The organism is Caballeronia sp. KNU42, from assembly GCF_053760385.1.
Genome location: NZ_CM132388.1, coordinates 1,453,445 through 1,474,874, shown reverse-complemented (window position 1 = coordinate 1,474,874; position 21,430 = coordinate 1,453,445). Strand labels below are relative to the sequence as shown.

Genomic DNA, 21,430 nt, shown 5'->3' with positions numbered 1-21,430 from the left:
TCCGACCCGCTGCAAAAACTTGTTAAGCTCGGCATTCGATGACTTCAATGCCCAGCATGTTCGAGTTCGAAGAGCTATTGCAAATTGCCTACAAGAAGGAGCGTGCGATGAGCCGGCGCTTGTCGAAACTCTCGTCGCTCTCCGCTTACGCCGCCTTGATGCAGACGCTGGAAAAATCCGCCGGCACGCAGACGCTCGCGGAGCTCGTGAGCGCGCGGCGTCGGGAAAGGGCCGCGACCGAACAGGTGCGGCATCATCGTGAGCAAGAACGTGCCGCCGCGCGCGCGGCCAGAAGAGTGCGGCCCGCTGTCCGCGATGCCGCCGCCTGGCATGCCTGGTTCGACGGTTCGGCGCATCCGAATCCTGGCAAGATTGGCATTGGCGGCGTGCTGGAGGGCCCGGACGGCGACGTCGTGAAAATCAGCGCGCGGGCCGGTCATGGCGACAGTTGCGAGGCGGAATATCTTGCGCTCATCGCGGTGCTCGAAGCCGCGGTATCACGAAAGCCGGCCCCGTCCAAACTGGTGATTCATGGTGACAGTCAGGTCGTCATTGAAGACGTGCTTGGCGACGAAGCCAGCAGCGCGCCCGCGCTAAGCACCTACGCGGCGCAGGCGCGCGCTCTGATCGCGCAACTCGCCGATGTTCGCCTCCAGTGGATTCCCCGCGCCCGCAACGCAGCCGCCGATGCGCTTTCGCAGCAAGCAGTTCGCGGCGACGCTCATCCAGATCATCATGCGGAGACTCACGACAGCTCGCGTACGTCCACCGCGGGGGCGTCGCCGAACGTGCCGCTCAACGCGTAGTCGAGCACTTTTCGGGCGGCATCGGCCGGGGTCGAAAGCTGGCCGCTGCGCTTGAGTTCATCGAATTTTTCCCGCAGCGGAAACTGTTCCAGCCCCGTGCCGCGAATCTCGGCTTGCATGCCGGTATCGACGACACCCGGTGCAACGCTGCAAATTCTCAACGCGCGGTTGTTATCCAGCGCGACCGCACGGGCATGGTGATCGAGCGCCGCCTTCGTCGCGCAATAGATGCTCCAGCCGGCATACGCGTTGCGTGCCGCACCGCTCGAAATATGCACAATCCGCCGATCAGCCGCCGCCGGGCTTGCGGCTGCCACTGCTGCCGATAACATCAACGGCGCGGCGACATTCAGGCTCACCGAGCGCCCGATAGCGTTCACGTGCTGCCCTTCAATTGCTCCCACTGGCTGCAGCATGCCGGCATTGTTGATCAGCAGGACGGTATGCGCGCCATCGAAAAAACGCGCGAGCGTTTCAGTTCCAAGCCATTCACCCAGCGCGACGGGATCCGCGAGATCGAGTTCGACCTCGTGCAAGAGCGCTGAAGCGGGCATGTTGCTTCGAGTGTGCGATACCCCGCGCGATATCCCCAGCACGGCGATGCCGCGTGACAGCATAAGGTCGGCCAGCGCCGCGCCGAGACCGCGCGTGTGGCCGGTGAGAATCGCCTTGGTAGTGTTCATGTCGATGCAACCTGAGAATGAATTGAAGACGCAAAGTTAGCACGAATTTTAAAAAAGACCGTGAGGCGGTACCGGATCGATCAATTAGATCGTTATACGAAATGATTGAAAATATATAAGAAGTATAAGAAACCTGTTCAATTCAAAGAACAATTGACGCTGATCAAACAATAGCAACACAAGAGCGCTTCATCCAATTTTCATCCGCCGCCTCAGTCTCAAAAAACTGAACGCTGTATGTGCAAGCATTTGACACACATTTTGGAAAAGTGTTGGGATAATCGCGACTTCCCATGTATCGGACTCCTGTATTAACGAATCGAATGCGTCTTATCCCACATCGCCTGGCTGGCGCATGGGTCGCGAACGATTCAGAGGCAGAGGGCGCCGTTCAACCTCAATCGAGATTCCCCACCCATGACTCCACATCCGTCCAGCGCGTCTCAGACGCGCTCGTTCACGACTGTTTTTCTCATCGAGATGTGGGAGCGTTTCGGCTATTACGGCATGGCGGCGTTACTCGTGCTGTTCATGATCGACAAGCTCGGTTTCGCCGATTCCCACGCGAACCTCACATGGGGCGCGTTTACCGCGCTCGTGTTCTCGGCGCCGGCAATAGGCGGCTGGATTGGCGACAAGGTGCTGGGCGCGCGGCGCACGATGATCTTCGGCGCGTGCGTTCTGGCATCGGGTTACCTGATGCTCTCCATTCCGTTCGAATCATTGGGGTACCTGTACGCGGCGCTGGGTGTGATCGTGGTCGGCAATGGTCTCTTCAAGGCGAACGCAGCGAATCTCGTGCGCCGCATTTACGAAGGCGATGACGCGCGCCTCGACAGCGCGTTCACCATCTACTACATGTCGGTCAATATCGGCTCGACGATTTCGATGCTCGCAACGCCGTGGATCAAGGATCACTGGGGCTGGCACGTCGCCTTCGCCGTGTGTTTTGCGGGGATGGTGCTCGGCTTGATCAACTTCATGGTGATGCGGCGCTCGGTCGGGCGCATTGGCTCCGCTCCTGACGACGAGCCCATGAAGTGGGGCCGCCTTGCCGCGGTCGCGGTCGGCGGCGTGGCCTTGGGTCTCGCGACAGTATTCGTGCTGCAGAACGAAGACGTGGCGGCGATCTGCGTGTACGCAGCTGGCGTCGCCGTTCTCGTGATCTTCGGCTGGATGCTGTTGAAATGTGATCGAAGCGAACGCGCCGGTCTGCTCGCTGCGTTGATCCTCACGCTGCAGGTCATCCTGTTCTTTATCTTTTATCAGCAGATGTCCACCTCGCTGACCTTGTTCGCGCTGCGCAACGTGGACGCCTCGTTCACGCTCTTCAACGTAACCTTGTTCTCATGGAGCGCAGCGCAGTTCCAGGCGTTGAATCCGCTCTGGATCATGCTGCTGAGTCCGTTCCTCGCGATCGCGTATACACGGCTCGCGCAAAGCGGGCACGATATCCCCATCGCCGCTAAGTACGCGCTGGGTTTCATGGTGGTTGCGCTGGGCTTTTTCGTGTTCGCGTTCAGTGGCCGCTATGCCGTCGATGGCCGCGTGTCGTCGTGGTTCATGGTGAGCGGCTACGGACTCTATTCGCTCGGTGAACTGTTGGTGTCGGGGCTGGGACTCGCGATGATCGCCCACTACGTGCCCGCACGCATGAGCGGTTTCATGATGGGCGCGTATTACGTCGCAACGGGCGTGTCGCAGTATCTGGGCAGCGTGGTCGCCAACTTCGCGCGCATGCCTTCCAACGACCTGAGCTCGCTGCAATCACTGCCGCTTTATACGAAGCTTTTTTTCGGACTTGGCTGCCTCGCGGCGGGCGGGGCAGCCGTAGCAATCATTCTGCTGCCGTTGTTGAATCGCTTGTCGCGGGAACATCGGCGTTGTGTGGAAGCGCTACGTCGCGGGACCGATCCGTACCCTCCGGCGAAGCCGGCATCGCTGCAATAAAATCAACGCATTCACATTCGATATCAATATTCGTCGATTCGGTTTGACCTGACATACCCTAAGCGCTATAATCTTTTTCGCGGGGTGGAGCAGTCTGGCAGCTCGTCGGGCTCATAACCCGAAGGTCGTAGGTTCAAATCCTACCCCCGCAACCAGAGATTCAACGCATAAAGCCCGGACTATCCGGGCTTTATGCGTTTACGGTCCTGCATGGTTGGAAAGTGCTTCGATGAATTATCGTTAAGCGCAGAAAGCCAGCACGGTGTAAATCGTGCGGGCTTTCGAATTCTGGATGCGTGGGCCAAGGCCGATACAGTTATCGACCCCTCGAGACTCATCAACAGTTCAACGGAAGCGGCGCGGCCAAGCGTGGCGCGCAGTTTATATTTCCACGCGATCTATTCATGCGGCCGAGCCGTCATGATCGATTCAGCAAGTGCGCTTTGATGGTGTTCAATGCGGGTGCTCAATGGAGCGCTGCCGCCTTGGCTTCGCCCGGGTTCGCCTCGACGGGCGAAGTGCGTCATGATTGATCTGCGGATCGAACCGCACATTGACCGCCGGGCAAGGGCGCTTCGATCGAACCGGGTCGACCGGCAAGCCGCCGTTCAGACGTGCAACGACATCAATAGAATTTCTTGGGCAACTGTGCGCGACGGATCTGCTTGCGCAGGCGAGCAACAGCAGCAGCTTTCTTGCGCTTGCGCTCGGTGGTCGGCTTTTCAAAAGCCATACGCGACTTCAGTTCCTGAATCAGGCCCGTACGTTCGACGGTCCGGCGAAAACGGCGCATGGCGACGTCGAAAGGCTCGTTCTCTTTCAACAATACTTTTGTCATTGAGATCTCAGTTGGTCTGGCCCTGCCAGAAAATTGGGAAAAACGCAATTGTACACTTTTCGGAGCCTTCATTACAGGCCGGTGAACAATGGGACGCGCTATGGGACGCATTTTGGGGCTTGGGAATGCAATCGTATGTCTTTGATAAAAGACAACAATCCCGAAATACCCGGGTGGTCGTCAATAGGTTATCGGCCATTTGCGGGGAGCCGCGCTTAGCCCGATTCGCGTGCTCAAAATCCCCGGCCGCGCCCGCGTTTTGTTTCGGCAATATTGGCGGGATCCGGCATTTCCAGAAATTCCACCTCATCGATAATCAAATCGGACGTGGGCAGCGCCACGCACGGCAGAATCCAGCCCGTGGCTTTTTCGTCCGCACTCAGACCCGGCCAGTCGATTCGATACTGCACAGCTCCATCAACGAGACGGCACAGGCACGAGCGGCACGTACCGTTACGGCATGAACTTGACAGGCGCAGCCCCGCGAGTGCGGCGGCTTCCAGGATTGTGGTCTGCCCGGTCGACGTGAAGCTCCGCTGCGAGGGCAGCAGTGTGATCGTAAAAGAGCGTGGATGGCCGGTGGTGCTCATGATGTTCAATGCTGTTCAGGGCGCTTTGGTAATGACCGCGCGTCCGTGGGTCAGGTCTCGTATAACGTCCGCTGCCTGAACGCGCACGGCAAGCGGCATCCGGATCGACAGGCATACGGTCATGCCGTAGCCGGGTTCATCGAGTGCATGGCCTTCTTGTTCGATCCAGCGCCGCACCCGCGCTTCATCGGCGTAGTCCACTTCCACTTGCAGCACGCCGAACGCCACGCGTTCCATGCGTTCGGCTAGTTGCATCGCGGTTGCAATGGCGTCCGTGTACGCACGGACTAAGCCGCCCGCGCCGAGCTTGATGCCGCCGTAATAGCGCACGACGGCGGCCAGCACGCCATCCACTTCGTGATGGCGCAGCACTTCCAGGATCGGCCGTCCGGCTGTGCCGGAAGGTTCGCCATCGTCGGACATGCCTGATTCACCGCCCGCCAGCAGCGCCCAGCAGACATGCGTGGCGCCGGGATGCAGGGCGCGCAGCGCATCGAGTTCGAGCATCGCGGCTGCGCGATCGGCGACAGGAATCGCGAGCGCGATAAAGCGGCTTTTGCGGATGTCGATTTCTGCACTGACGGCGGCGGCGAGGGTGTAAGTAGGCAACTAAAGCTCAGGGCGTTGTAAGAGAGGACAGAGGCGACGAAAGGGTCGTGATGCAATGCAATGGTATGGCGAATGCGTTGCCGCTGCGAACTATCCGGCGATGAATCGCGTGAGCCGGCTCGCGTGGCTTATTTCTGCGGAATCAACGCCTTGTCCTCGCCGAGGGAGCGTTGCATGAGCACGGTATCGACCCATTGACCGTGTTTGTAGCCCACCTTGCGCAACACGCCGACATGCTCGAATCCAAGCCGTGCATGCAACGCGATCGACCCGGCGTTGCCGCTGTTTCCGATCACCGCGACGAGTTCGCGCCACGGCCCCGCATCGCAGCGTTCGATCAACGCAGTCAGCAGCGCGAGACCGAGGCCACGCCCACTGAAGCCATCGGCGATATAAACCGAATCCTCAATCGTGTGCCGGTACGCCGATCTCGGCCGATACGCAGTCGCATACGTATAACCCACGACCGCGCCATCCATTTCAGCCACGAGATAAGGCAGGCCAGCATTGGTGATGGTTGCGTGCCGCGCGCGCATCTCGTCGACAGCCGGTGGCGTTTCCTCGAAGGTCGCGAGAGCATGCAGCACGTAGTGCGCGTAAATGCGGGTGATCGTTTCGAGATCGGCGGCGTTCGCGTCGCGGATCGTGAGCGCGCCGGCGTCAGGCAATGCCATCGAGTGCCTCCGTGGTTTGAGTGTTGACGGTGTAAGTCGTGTTGAGTGACCAGTGAGGAAGCTCATCATCCGGAGCTCCGATTTTCTCACGACTATCGGACTCATCCGCCAATTACCAGACGTCTGTGCACGGGTGCCGGAAAAGCATCGAGCCGGCGTGCGCCAGCCCACCAAAGCGGGCATTTCGTCGACAGCAAAGCATTGAAGCCCGGTGTGCCGGGCCGCTAAACTGGGCCGTTTGCAGGGACGATGCAAGGAAACAGGGATACGGTTGTCAGCCAAGTGGACACGACTTGCGGCATGAACAACCGGACCATGACAAACCGCGTTACCGACGCTAACGGCGCGAGCCACGAGCCTTTACCCAATCGGCCACGACACAAATGTCATCAGGTGCCTCATTAAAAACCATTATGCAGCGCGCATCCGGCGCAAAGGCGTCGCATCATGAAAAGCGCACGATGATCACGTTCAGACATAGCGGGCGGGTCGCGCTCCTGGCTAGCATCGTGCTGATCGCGGCGTTGCTGCCGGGGGTGTTATGCGTGCTGTTTGCGCCCGGCGTGGACGAACGTGTCGCCGCAGCGCGTGAAGCTGCGGCGCTCGAGAGCTATGTCGTGCGCATGGTCGACACTGGAGCAATCCGGCTGATCGCCAACACGTCGATACCCACACCTTCCCGGCTGTTCGCCCATTTTCCGGCACCCACGTTCGCCGCGACAGCGATGCCTGCGAACCCCGACGCGGCGCATCGCGGTTTCGACTCAGCAAACGCAGCAGGCGCAGCCGATGCGACTTTCGCCGAGCGCCTGCGCGCGCTGCCCTGGACTTGGCTCTTTGCAGGCGTTGCGGGCGGCCTGACGCTCTCCGCGTGGCTCGGCCTCTCGATGGTGCGCCGTCTCTCGCCAGTTGGCCAACTCAGCGACGCCGTGCGCCGGCATCAGTTCATCGTCGCGTATCAGCCGATCGTCGATCTCACCACGCGGCGCTGCATTGGCGCTGAGGCGCTCGTGCGCTGGAAGCATCAGGATCGTATCGTGCGGCCCGATCACTTCATTCCGCTCGCCGAACATCGCGGGCTGATCCAGGCCATCACGGACCAGGTATTCGATACGGTCCTGCTCGAACTCGGCGAGTTCCTGCAGCGCTACAGGGAGCTTTACGTGTCGATCAACCTGAGCGCGCCGGACTTGACTTCGCGCCGGTTCCTGGAGCGGCTGACTCCCGCGATTACGGCCGCGAAGATTGCGCCGCAGCAAATCCGGATCGAGGCGACCGAGCGCTGTTTTCTCGATGCGGAAGCCGCCAAGGAAGTGATCCAGGCGTTCCGCGATGCCGGGCATCCGGTGTATATCGACGACTTCGGGACGGGTTATTCGAGCCTTTCGCACCTGCAGAATTTTCAGGTGGACGCGCTGAAGATCGACAAGTCTTTCGTCGATACCGTCGACCAGGACGCGGCGTCCAGCAGCGTGGCGTCACATATTATCGACATGGCGCTGACGCTGCATGTGCAGGTGGTCGCCGAAGGCATCGAGCGCGAGGAGCAGGCGTCTTATTTGCGCACGCGCGGCGCCCAATTCGGGCAAGGCTGGCTCTTTTCCGCTCCGCTGACAGCGCCGGATTTTATTCGCTATGTAGGGCGCGGCCTGGCGACGGTGTAGGCTTGGCTCATTTTCCACTTCGGGGCAATGACCATGACCATCATCAGGATGACCGACCCGGTCGCGACCACGTTTCTCAAGGACGTGCGCCATCCGCTGCTGGCGCTGCACCGTAGCATCCTCGACGAATTGCGTACCCGCCACGAAGCCGAATTCGGCGTGGTGTCGCCGGGCGAGTTCCTGCAGATCGTGATCAACGGCAGCGCTTTCAAATGGCTGGGCCCGCTCTCCACACTCATTGCCGCGCTTGACGACGTGCTCGACGACACTGACGCCACGCCCGATGGCCGTATCGACATGGCGCATGCGGTTACGTCCATGTTTGGCGCGAAGGATCGCAACGCCGCTTTCGACGCCCAATACCTGCCGATGCTGCAAACCAGCCCCGAGATCGCGATGGCCAATGGCCGCGTGGCGCAGCAAGTGCGGGCGGTGACGCCGGCTTCCGCGCCGGATGCCAAGGACTGATCGTTTGGCCGTCGGCCGGGCGAGGGCGTTTGTCCCTATGCCTGCCCGCCGGCGGCTTTCGGTAGAATCCGCAGCCATGATCGACATAGGGCGGTGTGTCATACCCGACAGACCCGTCAGACCCATCTTCCGGGGAGAATGCGTTGGAATCATCCGCACAAAATGCTGCATCGGCCGCCGCGCAAAACGCCGCGGTCAAACTCGTCGCCCGCGATATCCACAAGCGCTTCGGCGAGAACGAGGTGCTCAAGGGCGTCTCACTCGCAGCCAACGCCGGCGATGTGATCAGCATCATCGGTTCGAGCGGCTCGGGCAAAAGTACCTTCCTGCGCTGCATCAACTTCCTCGAACGGCCGAACGCGGGCGAGATCATCGTCGACGGCGAGCCGGTGCGCACGAAAACCGATCGCATGGGCAATCTTGAAGTCGCGGACCACAAGCAGTTGCAGCGCGTGCGCACGAAGCTCGCGATGGTGTTCCAGCATTTCAACTTATGGGCGCACATGACGTCGATTGAAAACGTCATGGAAGCGCCGATGCACGTGCTGGGGTTATCGAAGAAGGAAGCGAGCGAACGGGCGCGGGAATGCCTGGAGAAGGTCGGGCTGGCGCCGAAAGTCGAGAAACAATATCCGTCGCATTTGTCAGGCGGGCAGCAGCAGCGGGTCGCCATCGCCCGGGCGCTCGCCATGCATCCCGATGTGATGCTCTTCGATGAACCCACGTCCGCGCTCGATCCCGAGCTGGTGGGCGAAGTGCTCAAGGTCATGCAGAAGCTGGCCGAAGAAGGCCGCACGATGATCGTTGTCACGCATGAGATGGGCTTTGCGCGCAATGTATCGAATCATGTGATGTTTCTGCATCAGGGCCGCACGGAAGAAGAGGGCGCGCCCGCTGAGGTGTTGAGCACGCCCCGGAGCGAACGGCTGAAGCAATTTTTGTCCGGCAGCCTTAAGTAAGGCTGGACTCACTCGTGCTGGAGCCGGGAGCTTGGCGGGGCGATCACCGTGATCGCTCCGTGACCGATTTTCACCGATAGGCCTCGCGCCTATGTCTTTCGGCTGACTTACACACGTCAATCCCCTCGAATACCATGAAACCTTGTCGCGTTCCCGCAAGACGCGCGGCCCGCGCACGCCTACCATCTGATAACAACGTTTAAGCTGGAATACCCGGACAAGCATAGGAGCGGTTCATGACGGATCTCAATGTAACGCGCGGTACGTTCGACGAAGTGATGGTGCCTCTTTTCTCCCCGGCGAATTTCGTGCCGGATCGCGGACTCGGTTCCCGCGTGTGGGATACGGAAGGTCGTGACTATGTCGATTTCGCCGGTGGTATCGCGGTGACGGCGCTGGGCCACGCACATCCCGAACTGCTGAAAGTGCTCCACGATCAAGGCCAGAAGCTCTGGCATATCGGCAATGGCTACACGAACGAGCCTGTGCTGCGGCTTGCCACTCGCCTCACCAATCTCACGTTCGCCGACCGCGCGTTCTTCGCGAATTCCGGCGCGGAAGCGAACGAAGCCGCGCTGAAACTCGCACGCCGTTACGCTATCGACAACACCGGTCCGGACAAGGTTGAAATCATCTCGTTCACGCAGTCGTTCCACGGCCGGACGCTGTTCACCGTCAGCGTGGGCGGCCAGCCGAAATACGCCGAAGGCTTCGGCCCGACGCCGCAAGGCATCACGCATCTTCCCTACAACGATCTGGCCACCGCTCGCGCCGCGATCGGCCCGCAAACCTGTGCGGTGATCGTCGAGCCGGTGCAGGGCGAAGGCGGTGTGCTGCCTGCTGATCCCGCGTTCCTTCAGGGTCTGCGCGAGGCTTGCGACCAGCACGGCGCACTGCTGATTTTTGACGAGGTACAAACGGGCGTGGGCCGCACCGGCACGTTTTACGCGTACATGGGCTATGGCGTGACGCCGGACATCCTGACGACCGCCAAGGCGCTCGGCAACGGTTTCCCGATCGGCGCCATGCTGACCACGGACAAGATCGCCGCGCATTTCAAGGTCGGCGTGCACGGTACGACGTACGGCGGCAACCCGCTCGGCGCGGCTATTGCGGACAAGGTGGTAGAGCTGATCAGCGATCCGGCTTTGCTCGAAGGCGTGCAGCAACGCAGCGACGCTATCAAGGCGCATCTGAAGCGTATCGACGAGCGTTTCTCCGTGTTCAAGGAGATCCGTGGCAAGGGCCTGCTGATCGGCGCCGAACTCGCCGATGCCTATAAGGATCGCGCGAAGGACGTGCTCACCGCCGCGGCAAAACACGGCGTGATCATGCTGATCGCGGGGCCGAACGTGCTGCGCTTCGCACCGTCGCTGATCATGCCCATGGCCGATCTCGACGAGGGCTTTGCGCGCATCGAAAAGGCCATCGCCGACGTGGCTCAGTGAACCTGAGGGCTTCGGTCTCTTCTCTCAACCAACGGAACCGCCGATGTTAATCGTCCGCCCCGCAAGACTCGCCGATCTCGACGCGCTCGAACGGATGGCGAATGCCGCGCATCCGGTGCTGCATTCGTTGCCGCGCGACCGCAGTGTCCTGGAAACGCGCGTTGCGCTTTCCGAAGATTCGTTTCGCGCGGAAGTCGAGTTTCCGGGCGAGGAGTTTTATCTGTTCGTGCTCGAGGAAACGGCAACCGGCGCTTTGCTCGGCAGTTCGAGCATCGTGGCATCGGCGGGCTATTCGGAACCGTTCTACGCATTCCGTAATGACGCGCTGATCCACGCCTCGCGCGAACTCAAGGTGAACCGCAAGATCCACGCGCTCACCATGTCGCATGAACTCACCGGCAAGAGCCGCCTGACGGGTTTCTATATCGACCCATCGGTGCGCGAAGCCACGCACGATGCCGCCGCGCATCTGCTCTCTCGCGCCCGCATGATGTACGTGGCTGCGCACCGCAAGCGTTTCTCCGACGATGTCTTCTCGCTGATGCTAGGCGTCACCGATGACGCGGGCGTATCACCGTTCTGGGAAGCCGTCGGGCGCAAGTTCTTTGGCCGCGATTTCGAACAGGTCGAGCTGGAATCGGGCGGCCGCAGCCGTACGTTTATTGCGGAGGTGATGCCGAGTTATCCGCTCTACGTGCCGCTTTTGCCGCCTGAAGCGCAAAGAGTGTTGGGCGAGCCGGACGACGGCGCGTTGCTAGCGTATGACATTCACCTTGAGGAAGGTTTCGAGCCGGATCGGTTTGTCGATATCTTCGATGCAGGTCCCGTTCTGACCGTCGCGGTGGAGCGCAGTGCGTCCGTGCTGGCGAACGAAGTTCGCACCGTGCGAACGGCTCAGGATGACACGGGCGCGTCGGGCACGCCGTACCTGATCGCAGCCGGCGGCGCGCACGCGTTTCGATGCGCCTTGGTCAACCTGCCGTCCTCGCGTGCGACCGGTGCGCCGCTGTCGGCAGAATTGTGCAAGGTTTTAAGCGTGAAAGATTCCGATACGGTGCGTTGTGTGCCGCTTCATCAGGCTTCGGGAGAATTGCAATGATCGTTGTCCGCTGCGTGCAGCCTGGAGATGTCGACGCGCTCGTCGCGCTCGCGCACGAGACCGGACCGGGACTCACCACCTTCAAGCCGGATCGCGATGCGCTGACGGCGCGCGTTGAACGTGCACGACGTACTCTCGCTGATGAGGCTGAAGCCTTCGAGGCAGGATACCTGTTCGCGATGGAAGACACGGCGACCGGCGATATTGCGGGCGTGTGCGGCATTGAAACGGAAGTCGGGCTGGAGCAGCCGTTTTATAACTATCGTGTGTCTACTGTCGTGCATGCCAGCCGCGACCTGGGCGTGTGGACCAAGATGTCGCTGCTCAACATCTCGCACGATCTCACCGGTTACGCGGAAGTCTGTTCGCTTTTTTTAAGTCCGCGATACCGCACGGCCGGCGTAGGTGGTTTGCTATCGCGTTCGCGCTTCATGTTTATCGCGCAATTCCGCGAGCGCTTTCCGGAGCGCCTGTGCGCTGAACTGCGCGGCCACTTCGATGAAAGCGGCGCGTCGCCATTCTGGCAGGCGGTTGGATCGCATTTCTACCAGATCGATTTCAACGCCGCCGACTATCTCAGTTCGCACGGCAAGAAGTCGTTCCTCGCCGAGTTGATGCCGCGCTATCCGGTCTATCTCGCGATGCTGCCCGAAGACGCGCAAGCGGCGGTCGGGTTGACGCATCGGGACACCATGCCCGCGCGCAAGATGCTCGAAACGGAAGGGCTGCGCTATGAAAATCACGTCGATATCTTCGATGCCGGTCCCGTCCTCGAATGTCACGTAGCCGACTTGCGCACGGTGCGCGAGAGCGTGCTGGTGACGGTGCGCGTGGGTGAACGTGCGGAGCACGGCGAGGCTCGCAGCCTGGTATCGAATACATCGCTTGATGACTTCCGCTGTGGCGCGACGTTTGGCGTGCCCGAAGACGGCACCTTCCTGCTGACACCGGAAGAAGCGGCTGCGCTGCGCGTGCAAGCTGGCGACACGGTGCGTGTGCTGGCATCGAAGCCGCGTGCGAAGAACTTAGGTTAAGGACAAGCAACATGACGAAGATTTCGACTCAATTGTTTATCGATGGTACGTGGACCGAGGGCACGGGCGCACCGTTCGCCTCGCGCAATCCGGGCAATGGCGACGTGGTGTGGGAAGGCGCGAGCGCAGCGGCTCAGGACGTCGAGCGCGCCGTCCTTTCAGCACGACATGCGTTCGCTTCGTGGTCCGCGTTGACGCTGGAAGAACGCATCGCGATCACGCGGCGTTTCGCGACGCTCGTGACTGAGAGCAAGGAAGCGTTGGCTCACACTATCGGTCTCGAGACGGGTAAGCCGTTGTGGGAAGCGCGGACCGAAGTCGCGACCATGGCCGCTAAAGTCGATATCTCCGTCAAGTCGTATAACGAGCGTACCGGCGAGAAGCGCCAGGAAATGGCCGATGGCATCGCGGTACTTCGCCATCGTCCGCATGGTGTCGTGGCCGTATTCGGACCGTATAACTTCCCCGGACATTTGCCGAACGGGCATATTGTTCCGGCGTTGATCGCGGGGAATACGGTCGTATTCAAACCATCGGAATTCGCGCCCGGAGTGGCCGCGTTGACCGTGGATTTGTGGGCGCAGGCCGGCTTGCCTGCCGGCGTGTTGAATCTTGTGCAAGGCGAGAAGGACACCGGCATTGCGCTGGCGAATCATCGGCAGATCGATGGCTTGTTCTTCACCGGCAGCTCGGATACCGGCACGTTGCTGCATCGGCAATTCGGCGGTCGTCCGGAGATCGTGCTCGCACTGGAAATGGGCGGCAACAATCCGCTGGTGGTGGCTCAAGTCGAGGATATCGATGCCGCCGTGCATCACACGATCCAGTCGGCTTACCTTTCCGCCGGGCAGCGTTGCACGTGCGCACGCCGGTTGTTCGTTCCGGATAATGCATTCGGCGAGCGGTTCACCTCACGCTTGATCGATGTGACATCGAAGATCAAAACGGGCGCCTTCGACGCCGACCCGCAACCGTTCATGGGCGCGGTGATCTCGGCACGTGCAGCGGCCAAGCTCGTGCAGGCGCAGGCGCAATTGATCGAAGCGGGCGGCAAGCCCTTGCTTGAAATGACGCAACGTTCTGCGCAGCTCGGCTTTGTGACGCCGGCGATCATCGACGTGACGAACGCACGCAACGTCCCCGATGAAGAACACTTCGGCCCGATGCTGCAACTCACGCGCTACGCAACCTTCGATCAGGCAATCGAGCGCGCCAACGACACAGCGTTCGGTTTATCCGCTGGCTTGTTAGCCGACAACGAAGCAACGTGGACCCATTTCCAGCACACCATTCGCGCCGGCATCGTGAACTGGAACCGGCCGACCAACGGCGCGTCGTCGGCGGCACCGTTCGGTGGTATCGGCCGCTCCGGCAACCAGCGGCCGAGCGCGTTTTACGCGGCGGACTACTGCTCGTATCCTATGGCATCCGTCGAAAGCACCCAGTTGCACATGCCCGCGAGCGTCTCGCCCGGCCTTCAGTTCTGAGGAACCACGATGCAAGCATTCGAAGCGAACTTCGACGGGCTGGTCGGCCCGACGCACAATTACGCGGGGCTGTCGTTCGGCAATGTCGCGTCGCGCAGCAACGAGAAATCGGCCGCCAATCCGAAGGCCGCGGCGAAGCAGGGTCTGCGCAAGATGAAGCAGTTGGCCGACCTTGGATTCCACCAGGGCGTGCTGCCGCCGCTGGAACGGCCGTCGCTCAAGTTGCTGCGTAGCCTCGGGTTCACCGGCGACGACGCTACGGTAGTCGAACGTGCTGCGCGGGAAGCACCCGAATTGCTGGCCGCTGCGAGTTCGGCTTCTGCGATGTGGACCGCGAACGCGGCAACGGTGAGTCCATCGGCGGATACGAACGATGGCCGCGTGCATTTCACGCCGGCCAATCTCAGCACGAAGTTGCATCGTGCGATCGAGCATGAAGAAACGCGCCGTTCGCTCTCGGCCATTTTCTCCGATGAGAAGCATTTCAAGATTCATCACGCGTTGCCGGGCACACCTGCATTAGGCGATGAAGGCGCGGCCAACCATACGCGTTTTTGCAATGAGTATGGCGAGAAGGGCGTGGAGTTTTTCGTCTATGGGCGCAGCGAATACGGTCAGGGTTCGGTTGAACCGAAGCGCTTTCCCGCACGCCAGACGCTGGAAGCAAGCCGTGCGGTCGCACGCCTGCATGGCCTTTCCGACGACGCCACGGTGTTCGCGCAACAGCTTCCCGACGTGATCGATGCAGGCGTGTTTCACAACGACGTGATCGCCGTGGGCAACCGCAACACGCTGTTTTGCCACCAGCGCGCGTTCCTGGATCAGGGCAACGTATACGACCAGCTTCGCGCAAAACTCGATGCGCATGGCGGCGCGTTCACCGCTATAGAAGTGCCGGAAGACGAAGTCAGCGTGGCTGATGCTGTGTCGTCGTATCTGTTCAACAGCCAGTTGCTGACCCGCCCCGACGGTCGCCAGGTGCTGGTGGTGCCGCAAGAGTGCCGGGAAAATGCACGTGTCGCCAAGTACCTCGATTCGTTGCATGCACGGTCCACGTCTATCGACGACGTCCTCGTCTTCGATCTTCGTGAAAGCATGAAGAACGGCGGCGGCCCTGCGTGCTTGCGGCTGCGCGTAGTGCTCAACGATACCGAGCGGGGCGTAGTTAACCCCGGCGTCTGGATGAACGACACATTGTTCGCGCAACTCGATGCCTGGATCGACACGCACTATCGCGACCGGATTGCACCCGGCGATCTTGCCGATCTGAAACTCCTCGATGAATCGCGCGCGGCACTTGACGCGTTGACCGGGATTCTCAAGCTTGGTGCTATCTATGACTTCCAGCGTTGAGCCGGCCATGTTCGCGAACTTTCTCGACTTTGTGCTCGATGGAAAGAAGCCCGCGCTGACTGAAGGCCGGTTGCCGAGCGGGGTGAAGTGGACATGGATCGGCGATGGCGTCATTCGCTTCGAACCCGAGGGCGAGGCGCTGCAAAGCGTGGTGGCATCGGCGGGGATTCATGGCGATGAAACCGCGCCGATCGAAATGCTGTCGATGCTCGTCGCGGACATCGCAAGCGGCAAGGCGGCGTTGAAGAGCCGCTTGTTGGTTATCTTCGGCAATATCGACGCGATGCGCGCGTCTTGCCGTTATCGCGATGACGATCTCAACCGGTTGTTCAACGGCCGTTATCTCGAACTCGCCGCGAGCCATGAATCGCCGCGTGCAGCGGAGTTGGAGAACGTGACGCGGGAGTTTTTTGCGGGCGCCGATGCAACGCACGCGAAGTGGCACATCGACATGCACACGGCCATCCGCCCATCCGTGTTCGAGCAGTTTGCGTTGCTGCCGTACACGGGCGCGCCGCTGTCACGCGTGATGTTCGACTGGTTGCAGGACGCGGGGTTGTCAGCCGTATTGCTGCACAAGGAGAAGTCGAACACGTTCACGCATTTCACTGCAGAGCAATCGGGCGCGCTCGCGTGCACGCTGGAGCTTGGCAAGGTGCGGGCGTTCGGGCACAACGATCTGTCGCGCTTCGCCGCATCGGACGCTGCATTGCGGAGGCTGATCGGCGGACTTGCGCCCATCGCGCCGTCTGACGAAGCGACGTTGAAGGTATTCACCGTCGTTGGGCAAATCGATAAACAGAGCGAGCAGTTCAAGCTCCACGTAGCCGGCGATGTCGCTAACTTCACGCCGTTCGCGCGCGGCACGGTGCTTGCCGAGGACGACGATTACACGTATGAAGTGCTGCGCGACGAGGAGCGCATCGTGTTTCCGAATCCGACGGTGAAGCCGGGCTTGAGAGCGGGCCTCATGGTCATCGATACGACTCAGGAAACGTTCGACTCGCTATAAGCTGCCCGGCTTGCCGGTAGGCTCGACGACCACCGTGCAGGTCGTGCCAGCCGCGAGCACGATATCCGCCGGAACCTCGTCGATATGAATGCGCACCGGTACCCGCTGCGCGAGCCGGACCCAGTTGAACGTGGGGTTCACATCGGCGAGCAGTTCGCGGCTTTGCGGATTGTCGCGGTCATAGATGCCGCGAGAAATGCTCTGTACGTGGCCCTTCAACACGCCGCCGCTCATCAGCCGCATCTCGGCCTTGTCGCCAATACGCACACGCGGCAGCTTCGTTTCCTCGAAATATCCGTAGACCCAGAACGAATGGCTATCGACAATAGCGAGCTTCGCTGCGCCCGTCGTCGCGTAGTCACCGCGATGCACGTTCAGGTTCGTCACGTAGCCGTCGACCGGCGCAAACACCTTGGTGCGCGCCAGATTGAGCTCGGCGGCATCGAGCGCTGCCTGCGCCTGCTGCAAGTTCGCGGCGGCGCCGGAGGCGGCCTGGCTGGCGTTATCGCGTGATTCCTTCGATACCACCTCGTTGTCCAGATCGGCCCGGCGCGCGGCGTCGTCACGACGCATGCGCAAATCCGCCTGGCGAGCGGCAACGGTGGCCTGCGCTTGTTCCACGGCGATCTTGTAATGCGACGGATCGATTTCCATCAACAGATCGCCTTTGTGCACGAACTGGTTATCGGCGACCGGCATGGTCACGACAGCACCGGAGACATCGGGCGCGACGTTGATGACGTCGGCGCGCACGCGGCCGTCGCGGGTCCACGGCTGGTCCATGTAATGCACCCACAGCACGCGCCCGATCAAAATGGCCGCGCAGAAGATGAGCGCGGTCATTAAGATGCCGAAAGTTTTCCTGATGATCATGATGCGGTTTTTGTCCTTCAACAATATTCAGCGGTGGTTTAGCGATAGACCGCGAGCCCAAGCAGGCCGCACGAACACACGAGCAGACACGCGCGAAAGAGCGACGGATGCCACACCACGCGATACAAGCCAGTGAGCGCGAGCAGCCGGTCGATGAACCACGTCAGCAAGCCGCCCGCGATAAACAGCAGCAGGATCGTCGGCACGTAGGCATCGAGAATGGCGATATCACGCGGCATGAGGCGCTCCTTCGGGTGCGATTTCGCGCTGGCTGAGATGACCTAACGGCGATTGCAGATCGAGCAGCGCCGTACGAATGAAATGCAGATGACTCGACATGCGTTGCAGCCGATGGCGTTCCTCACGAGGCTCGTGCACGATGTTGAGCCGCGCTCGCAAATCTTCGATGGCCTGCGTGGTCGCCGACAACGCGGCATCGAAACGCTGAGGGGTAGGGCGATCGAAGAGGTGCGCAACCTGATGCAGCGCAGGCGTGATTGAGCCTGAGTTACTGTCCGAGCGGCTTAGCTCCGTACGCAGATCAATCACCGCGTGGCCCACTTCAAGCACCGCGAACAGCCAGCGCAACGCCTCGCGCTGCAGATCCTCGCGACCCGCCGCGAGCGCATCGATCTGCGAAAACAGGTCGCGCGTACCGCTTTCAAACCGCATCGCGAGACCGGTCAGGCGAGCCTTGCTCGCCGTCACCACTTGCCGCCGCAGTTCACGCATCAGCAGACGGCGCAGCCACGGCGCGTCGGTGGGCAGCAACACCGCAAAGGCCATCGAACAAACGAGCATGGAAGCGACCAGCGCGATGGCGTCGTTGATGAACGCTGACGGGTCGTATTGAATGACGTTGTCGGGACCGGCGAGAAAGCAGAAGAAGATGCAGTAACCGACGCCAACGCCCATCATGCCGGGCCGCGTGCTGATGAACAGGCCAAGCATCAGGAACGGCAGCAGCGCGGCCGAGAGCAGCAGAAAACCATCGATATGCGGATACAGCGCAAACACCACGATCATGCCCATGACAGCGGCGAGCGCGGTGCCTGCGGCCATCTGGAAAGCCATTTGCGTTGGCCTTGGCGATGACGAAGCCAGTGCAATAACCGCCGCCGCGTCGAGCACGGCCGTGCCGCCGCTCGGCCACGCCGACATGATCCAGAAGCCGCTCAGGACCAGGATCACGGCGAACGCTCGCAGTCCGGAAACGCCTGCCGCGAGCAGACTGGTCTTCGGCACATAACGCGTGATGCGGTGCTCGCGTTCGTGTGTGGGCACGGCCAGCGACGCATAGGTCAGCGTGTAGGCATGCAGGTCATCGACGAATCGATACAGCAGTTCGGCCGCGGTATCGAATTCGAGCAGGTCGATCTCCGGATCCAGCGCGCGCCGCGCTGCCCCGATACGCTTGGGTAACGCCGCTTTAAATGTGTCGAGTTGCGCCGCTGCGTGGGCGGCATCGGCGGCTTTCTCCACCGGCGCGCCCGCTGCGCTCAGCAAGGGCGCGACTTCGCGGAAATACGGTTCCAGCGCGTCGACCGTCGCCGCTGCGCCGTTCAGGCGCAGCCGGTTCATCAACTGATGCAGCGCGTGAAAGCGCGTGGATACGCTCATGAACTCACCGTTCAGCCGCGCGACCCGGCCGCTGCGCATGCGTGTTTCTGGGTCTTCGAACACGGCCACGCTGCGCGCGGCCTCGAGCCCGACGATGTCCGCGACGAACGATGAGTTGATGTGCTCGATCTGCGAGCGTTCGATACCCCCGCCCAAGGCCTTCGACACGTAGTCGACAAACGCGGTGAAGCGTTTTCGCACGGTCGAGCGGACTTGCTCGCCGGCGTGACGCGGAAAGACCAGCGCGCTGACCGCACCCGAACACACGATGCCTAACGATACTTCGGCAACACGCGTCATCGCTGACAGGAAGGCCGCGTCTGCATGCTGCGCGGCCGGTACGCCAATGAGCGCGGCCGTATAGCCCGACAACACGAAGCCGTACGAGCGGAAATTGCGGTTACGTGCCGCGCCCGCCGTGCAGATGCCGACCCAGAGCGCCGTCGCCGATAGAAACATCACCGGTTGTTGCGAAAACAGGCTGATCAGCACGAGCATCACCACGAGACCGACGAGCGTCCCGCACAAGCGGTAGAAGCTTTTCGCCAGCACCATGCCGCTCTGCGGTTGCATCACGACAAAGACAGTCGTCATCGCGGTGCGCGGTTGCGGCAGGTCGAGACGCATCGCGATCCATAGCGCGAGGAACGCCGCCAGCGCCGCCTTGAAGATGTGAATCCACGCGAGGCCGTCGGTAGCCGCCCAATCTGCAAGCAGCCGATGAGGACGGTTCAACGCGGAGGAGGGCGTCGACATGCTCACTCGCTCCGGTCACCGGCCGACGCATTTCGGTGCTCCGCGAACGGGCCGATATGCTTCGCGGGTTTCATCTGCGTGTCGGCGGGGCTGTCGCTGGAACTATCGACGCCGCCGCCCAACGCCGCCGAGAACGTCGCATACACCGCGAGCCGTTCGGCGCGCACGCGCGCTTCGCCGTCCTGTGCGCGCAGCAATTGCGTCTGCGCGACGAGCACGTTCAGGTAATCGGTCAAGCCGCGCTTATACCCCTCGTCGGCCAGCCGATAACTCTTCTGCGCAGCCGCAACCGAGCGGCCTGACGCGTCGAGTTGCCGGTCGAGTGACTGGATCCGCACGACCTGATCGGCGACATCGCGCAACGCCGCGACCAACGTGGCGTTGTAGTGATCGACGGCCTGGTCGTATTGCGCCGATGCCGCCCCAAGTTGCGAGCGCAGCCGGCCGCCTTCAAAAATCGGGAGCGTCACGGCGGGTCCTGCTGTCCAACCGGCGCCGTTGCCGGTGAGGAACGTCAGCAGCGCGCCGCCCGCGGACATTTGCGTAAGCGACGCCATCAGGTTGATGTTCGGATAGAACTGCGCCTTCGCGACATCGATGCCCCGCGCTTGCGCCGCAACCGTCCAGCGCGCTGCTACGACATCCGGACGGCGCCCGATCAACTCAGCGGGCAAAGCCGACGGCAAGCCGAGCGGCGTTGCCAGCGATAGCACGGGACGCGTGATCGAATCGCCCGCACCCGGCCCGGCGCCGGCAAGCGCTGCAAGCTGATTGCGGGCGAGCGCGATGGCTTCGTCGTACGTCTCCAATTGACGCTCGTAGTCCGGCAACGACGCTTCCGCCTGCGCGACTTCAAGCTGCGTCCCAATCCCGCCCTGCAGCCGCCGACGCGCCCGCGCCGCGATTTTCTGCTGCTGGTCGAGCGTGGATTGTGCGATGTCGCGCAACGCAAATCCCTGCGATAAACCGATGTACGCGCGCACCACGTTTGCCTGGAGTTCGAGTTGCGCGGCCCGGGCGTCCGCTGCGCGAGCGTGGGTGGCGTCCAGCGCGCGTTCCGCTGCGTTGCCGTCGCGGCCCCAGAGGTCGAGGTTGTACGACAGTTGCAGCGCGGCCGTGTTGTCCCACGTGGTGACGTTGTTGAAAGTGCCCGGGCCGTAATAGCCGTTTTCCGGCCACTGCTGGCGGTTGATCGCCATCGATCCGTCGACTTGAGGAGCGAGAGCGGCCTGCGCGACGCCCGCCATCGAACGGGCTTCCCGTACGCGGGCGGCGGCCAGCGCCAGCGTCGGATTCCCGGCCTGCGCACGCGCAACCCACGCATCGAGCTGCGGATCGTTGTAAGCGCGCCACCATGTCGATGCCGGCCACGCCGCGTCGGCGTTAGCCGCGCGCAGCGTTGCGCCGGCGTCGAGCGAAGACGTGTCCTTGAGCGAGTCTTCGGGACCGACGTTTTTCGTGCTCGCGCAGCCTGCTATTGTTAAAATAAATGTAAGAACCATCGGAA

Annotated in this window: 20 protein-coding genes and 1 tRNA gene; 12 read left to right on the top strand and 9 right to left on the bottom strand. The window is 61.5% G+C overall.

Annotated elements, in window-relative coordinates; translation table 11 throughout:
* Nucleotides 1-47 precede the first annotated feature (47 nt).
* Complete coding sequence (locus tag ACSOSP_RS06460; RefSeq protein WP_455310181.1) at nt 48-806, top strand: ribonuclease HI family protein; 759 nt, start codon at nt 48-50, stop codon at nt 804-806.
* On the opposite strand, the gene ACSOSP_RS06455 is transcribed toward ACSOSP_RS06460, so the two are convergent.
* A complete protein-coding gene (locus ACSOSP_RS06455) occupies nt 746-1,489 on the bottom strand; it encodes an SDR family oxidoreductase (protein WP_455310180.1) in 744 nt (247 codons plus the stop codon). The genes ACSOSP_RS06460 and ACSOSP_RS06455 overlap by 61 nt on opposite strands.
* Before the next feature lie 417 nt (nt 1,490-1,906).
* Between ACSOSP_RS06455 and ACSOSP_RS06450 the strand changes: the two genes are divergently transcribed.
* Entirely contained in the window at nt 1,907-3,439 is a 1,533-nt protein-coding gene (locus tag ACSOSP_RS06450; RefSeq protein WP_455310179.1) for a peptide MFS transporter, read from the top strand.
* Nucleotides 3,440-3,517: 78 nt separating this feature from the next.
* Nucleotides 3,518-3,594: transfer RNA gene (locus tag ACSOSP_RS06445), tRNA-Met, on the top strand.
* Nucleotides 3,595-4,064: 470 nt separating this feature from the next.
* Here the strand turns inward: ACSOSP_RS06445 and rpsU are convergent.
* The 4 genes from rpsU to ACSOSP_RS06425 all read right to left on the bottom strand — a co-directional run bounded on the left by rpsU (nt 4,065) and on the right by ACSOSP_RS06425 (nt 6,150).
* Entirely contained in the window at nt 4,065-4,277 is a 213-nt protein-coding gene (gene rpsU / locus ACSOSP_RS06440; protein WP_031359044.1) for a 30S ribosomal protein S21, read from the bottom strand.
* Nucleotides 4,278-4,510: 233 nt separating this feature from the next.
* Nucleotides 4,511-4,867, bottom strand: a complete 357-nt coding sequence (locus ACSOSP_RS06435; protein WP_455310177.1) for a 2Fe-2S iron-sulfur cluster-binding protein — start codon at nt 4,865-4,867, stop codon at nt 4,511-4,513.
* 15 nt (nt 4,868-4,882) lie between these two features.
* Nucleotides 4,883-5,476 (bottom strand): IMPACT family protein, encoded by a 594-nt coding sequence (locus tag ACSOSP_RS06430; RefSeq protein WP_455310176.1) that lies wholly within the window; start codon nt 5,474-5,476, stop codon nt 4,883-4,885.
* A 128-nt stretch (nt 5,477-5,604) separates the two neighbouring features.
* Complete coding sequence (locus ACSOSP_RS06425; RefSeq protein ID WP_455310174.1) at nt 5,605-6,150, bottom strand: N-acetyltransferase family protein; 546 nt, start codon at nt 6,148-6,150, stop codon at nt 5,605-5,607.
* Nucleotides 6,151-6,611: 461 nt separating this feature from the next.
* On the opposite strand from ACSOSP_RS06425, the gene ACSOSP_RS06420 reads away from it, so the two are divergent.
* From ACSOSP_RS06420 to astE, 9 genes are all read left to right on the top strand, one after another.
* Nucleotides 6,612-7,814: an EAL domain-containing protein gene (locus tag ACSOSP_RS06420; RefSeq protein WP_455310172.1), complete on the top strand. Its 1,203-nt coding sequence runs from the start codon at nt 6,612-6,614 to the stop codon at nt 7,812-7,814.
* A 33-nt stretch (nt 7,815-7,847) separates the two neighbouring features.
* Nucleotides 7,848-8,282, top strand: a complete 435-nt coding sequence (locus ACSOSP_RS06415) for a hypothetical protein (RefSeq protein ID WP_455310171.1) — start codon at nt 7,848-7,850, stop codon at nt 8,280-8,282.
* A 143-nt stretch (nt 8,283-8,425) separates the two neighbouring features.
* Nucleotides 8,426-9,241, top strand: a complete 816-nt coding sequence (locus tag ACSOSP_RS06410; RefSeq protein WP_414951426.1) for an ABC transporter ATP-binding protein — start codon at nt 8,426-8,428, stop codon at nt 9,239-9,241.
* A 236-nt stretch (nt 9,242-9,477) separates the two neighbouring features.
* Nucleotides 9,478-10,689 carry an aspartate aminotransferase family protein gene (locus ACSOSP_RS06405; RefSeq protein WP_455310170.1) on the top strand — a complete coding sequence of 404 codons (1,212 nt, stop codon included), beginning with the start codon at nt 9,478-9,480 and terminating at the stop codon, nt 10,687-10,689.
* 43 nt (nt 10,690-10,732) lie between these two features.
* Nucleotides 10,733-11,788: an arginine/ornithine succinyltransferase subunit alpha gene (gene aruF, locus ACSOSP_RS06400; protein ID WP_455310169.1), complete on the top strand. Its 1,056-nt coding sequence runs from the start codon at nt 10,733-10,735 to the stop codon at nt 11,786-11,788.
* Nucleotides 11,785-12,822: an arginine N-succinyltransferase gene (astA, locus tag ACSOSP_RS06395; RefSeq protein WP_455310168.1), complete on the top strand. Its 1,038-nt coding sequence runs from the start codon at nt 11,785-11,787 to the stop codon at nt 12,820-12,822. The genes aruF and astA overlap by 4 nt, the downstream gene beginning before the upstream one ends.
* An 11-nt stretch (nt 12,823-12,833) precedes the next feature.
* The gene (astD, locus tag ACSOSP_RS06390; protein WP_455310167.1) at nt 12,834-14,309 is read left to right on the top strand and encodes a succinylglutamate-semialdehyde dehydrogenase; all 1,476 of its coding nucleotides are present in this window, start codon (nt 12,834-12,836) and stop codon (nt 14,307-14,309) included.
* A 9-nt stretch (nt 14,310-14,318) separates the two neighbouring features.
* Nucleotides 14,319-15,662, top strand: coding sequence for an N-succinylarginine dihydrolase (astB, locus tag ACSOSP_RS06385; RefSeq protein WP_455310166.1), 1,344 nt, complete (start codon nt 14,319-14,321; stop codon nt 15,660-15,662).
* Nucleotides 15,646-16,674, top strand: a complete 1,029-nt coding sequence (gene astE / locus ACSOSP_RS06380; RefSeq protein WP_455310164.1) for a succinylglutamate desuccinylase — start codon at nt 15,646-15,648, stop codon at nt 16,672-16,674. Before astB ends, astE begins: the two co-directional genes overlap by 17 nt.
* Here astE and ACSOSP_RS06375 read toward each other — a convergent pair.
* From ACSOSP_RS06375 to ACSOSP_RS06360, 4 genes are read right to left on the bottom strand one after another with little or no spacing between them, the layout of a single operon-like run.
* Nucleotides 16,669-17,547: an efflux RND transporter periplasmic adaptor subunit gene (locus tag ACSOSP_RS06375; RefSeq protein ID WP_455310163.1), complete on the bottom strand. Its 879-nt coding sequence runs from the start codon at nt 17,545-17,547 to the stop codon at nt 16,669-16,671. The genes astE and ACSOSP_RS06375 overlap by 6 nt on opposite strands.
* 38 nt (nt 17,548-17,585) lie before the next feature.
* The gene (locus ACSOSP_RS06370) at nt 17,586-17,786 is read right to left on the bottom strand and encodes a DUF1656 domain-containing protein (RefSeq protein WP_031359030.1); all 201 of its coding nucleotides are present in this window, start codon (nt 17,784-17,786) and stop codon (nt 17,586-17,588) included.
* Complete coding sequence (locus ACSOSP_RS06365) at nt 17,776-19,923, bottom strand: FUSC family protein (protein WP_455310162.1); 2,148 nt, start codon at nt 19,921-19,923, stop codon at nt 17,776-17,778. Before ACSOSP_RS06365 ends, ACSOSP_RS06370 begins: the two co-directional genes overlap by 11 nt.
* Before the next feature lie 2 nt (nt 19,924-19,925).
* A complete protein-coding gene (locus ACSOSP_RS06360; RefSeq protein ID WP_455310160.1) occupies nt 19,926-21,425 on the bottom strand; it encodes an efflux transporter outer membrane subunit in 1,500 nt (499 codons plus the stop codon).
* Between the last annotated feature and the right edge of the window lie 5 nt (nt 21,426-21,430).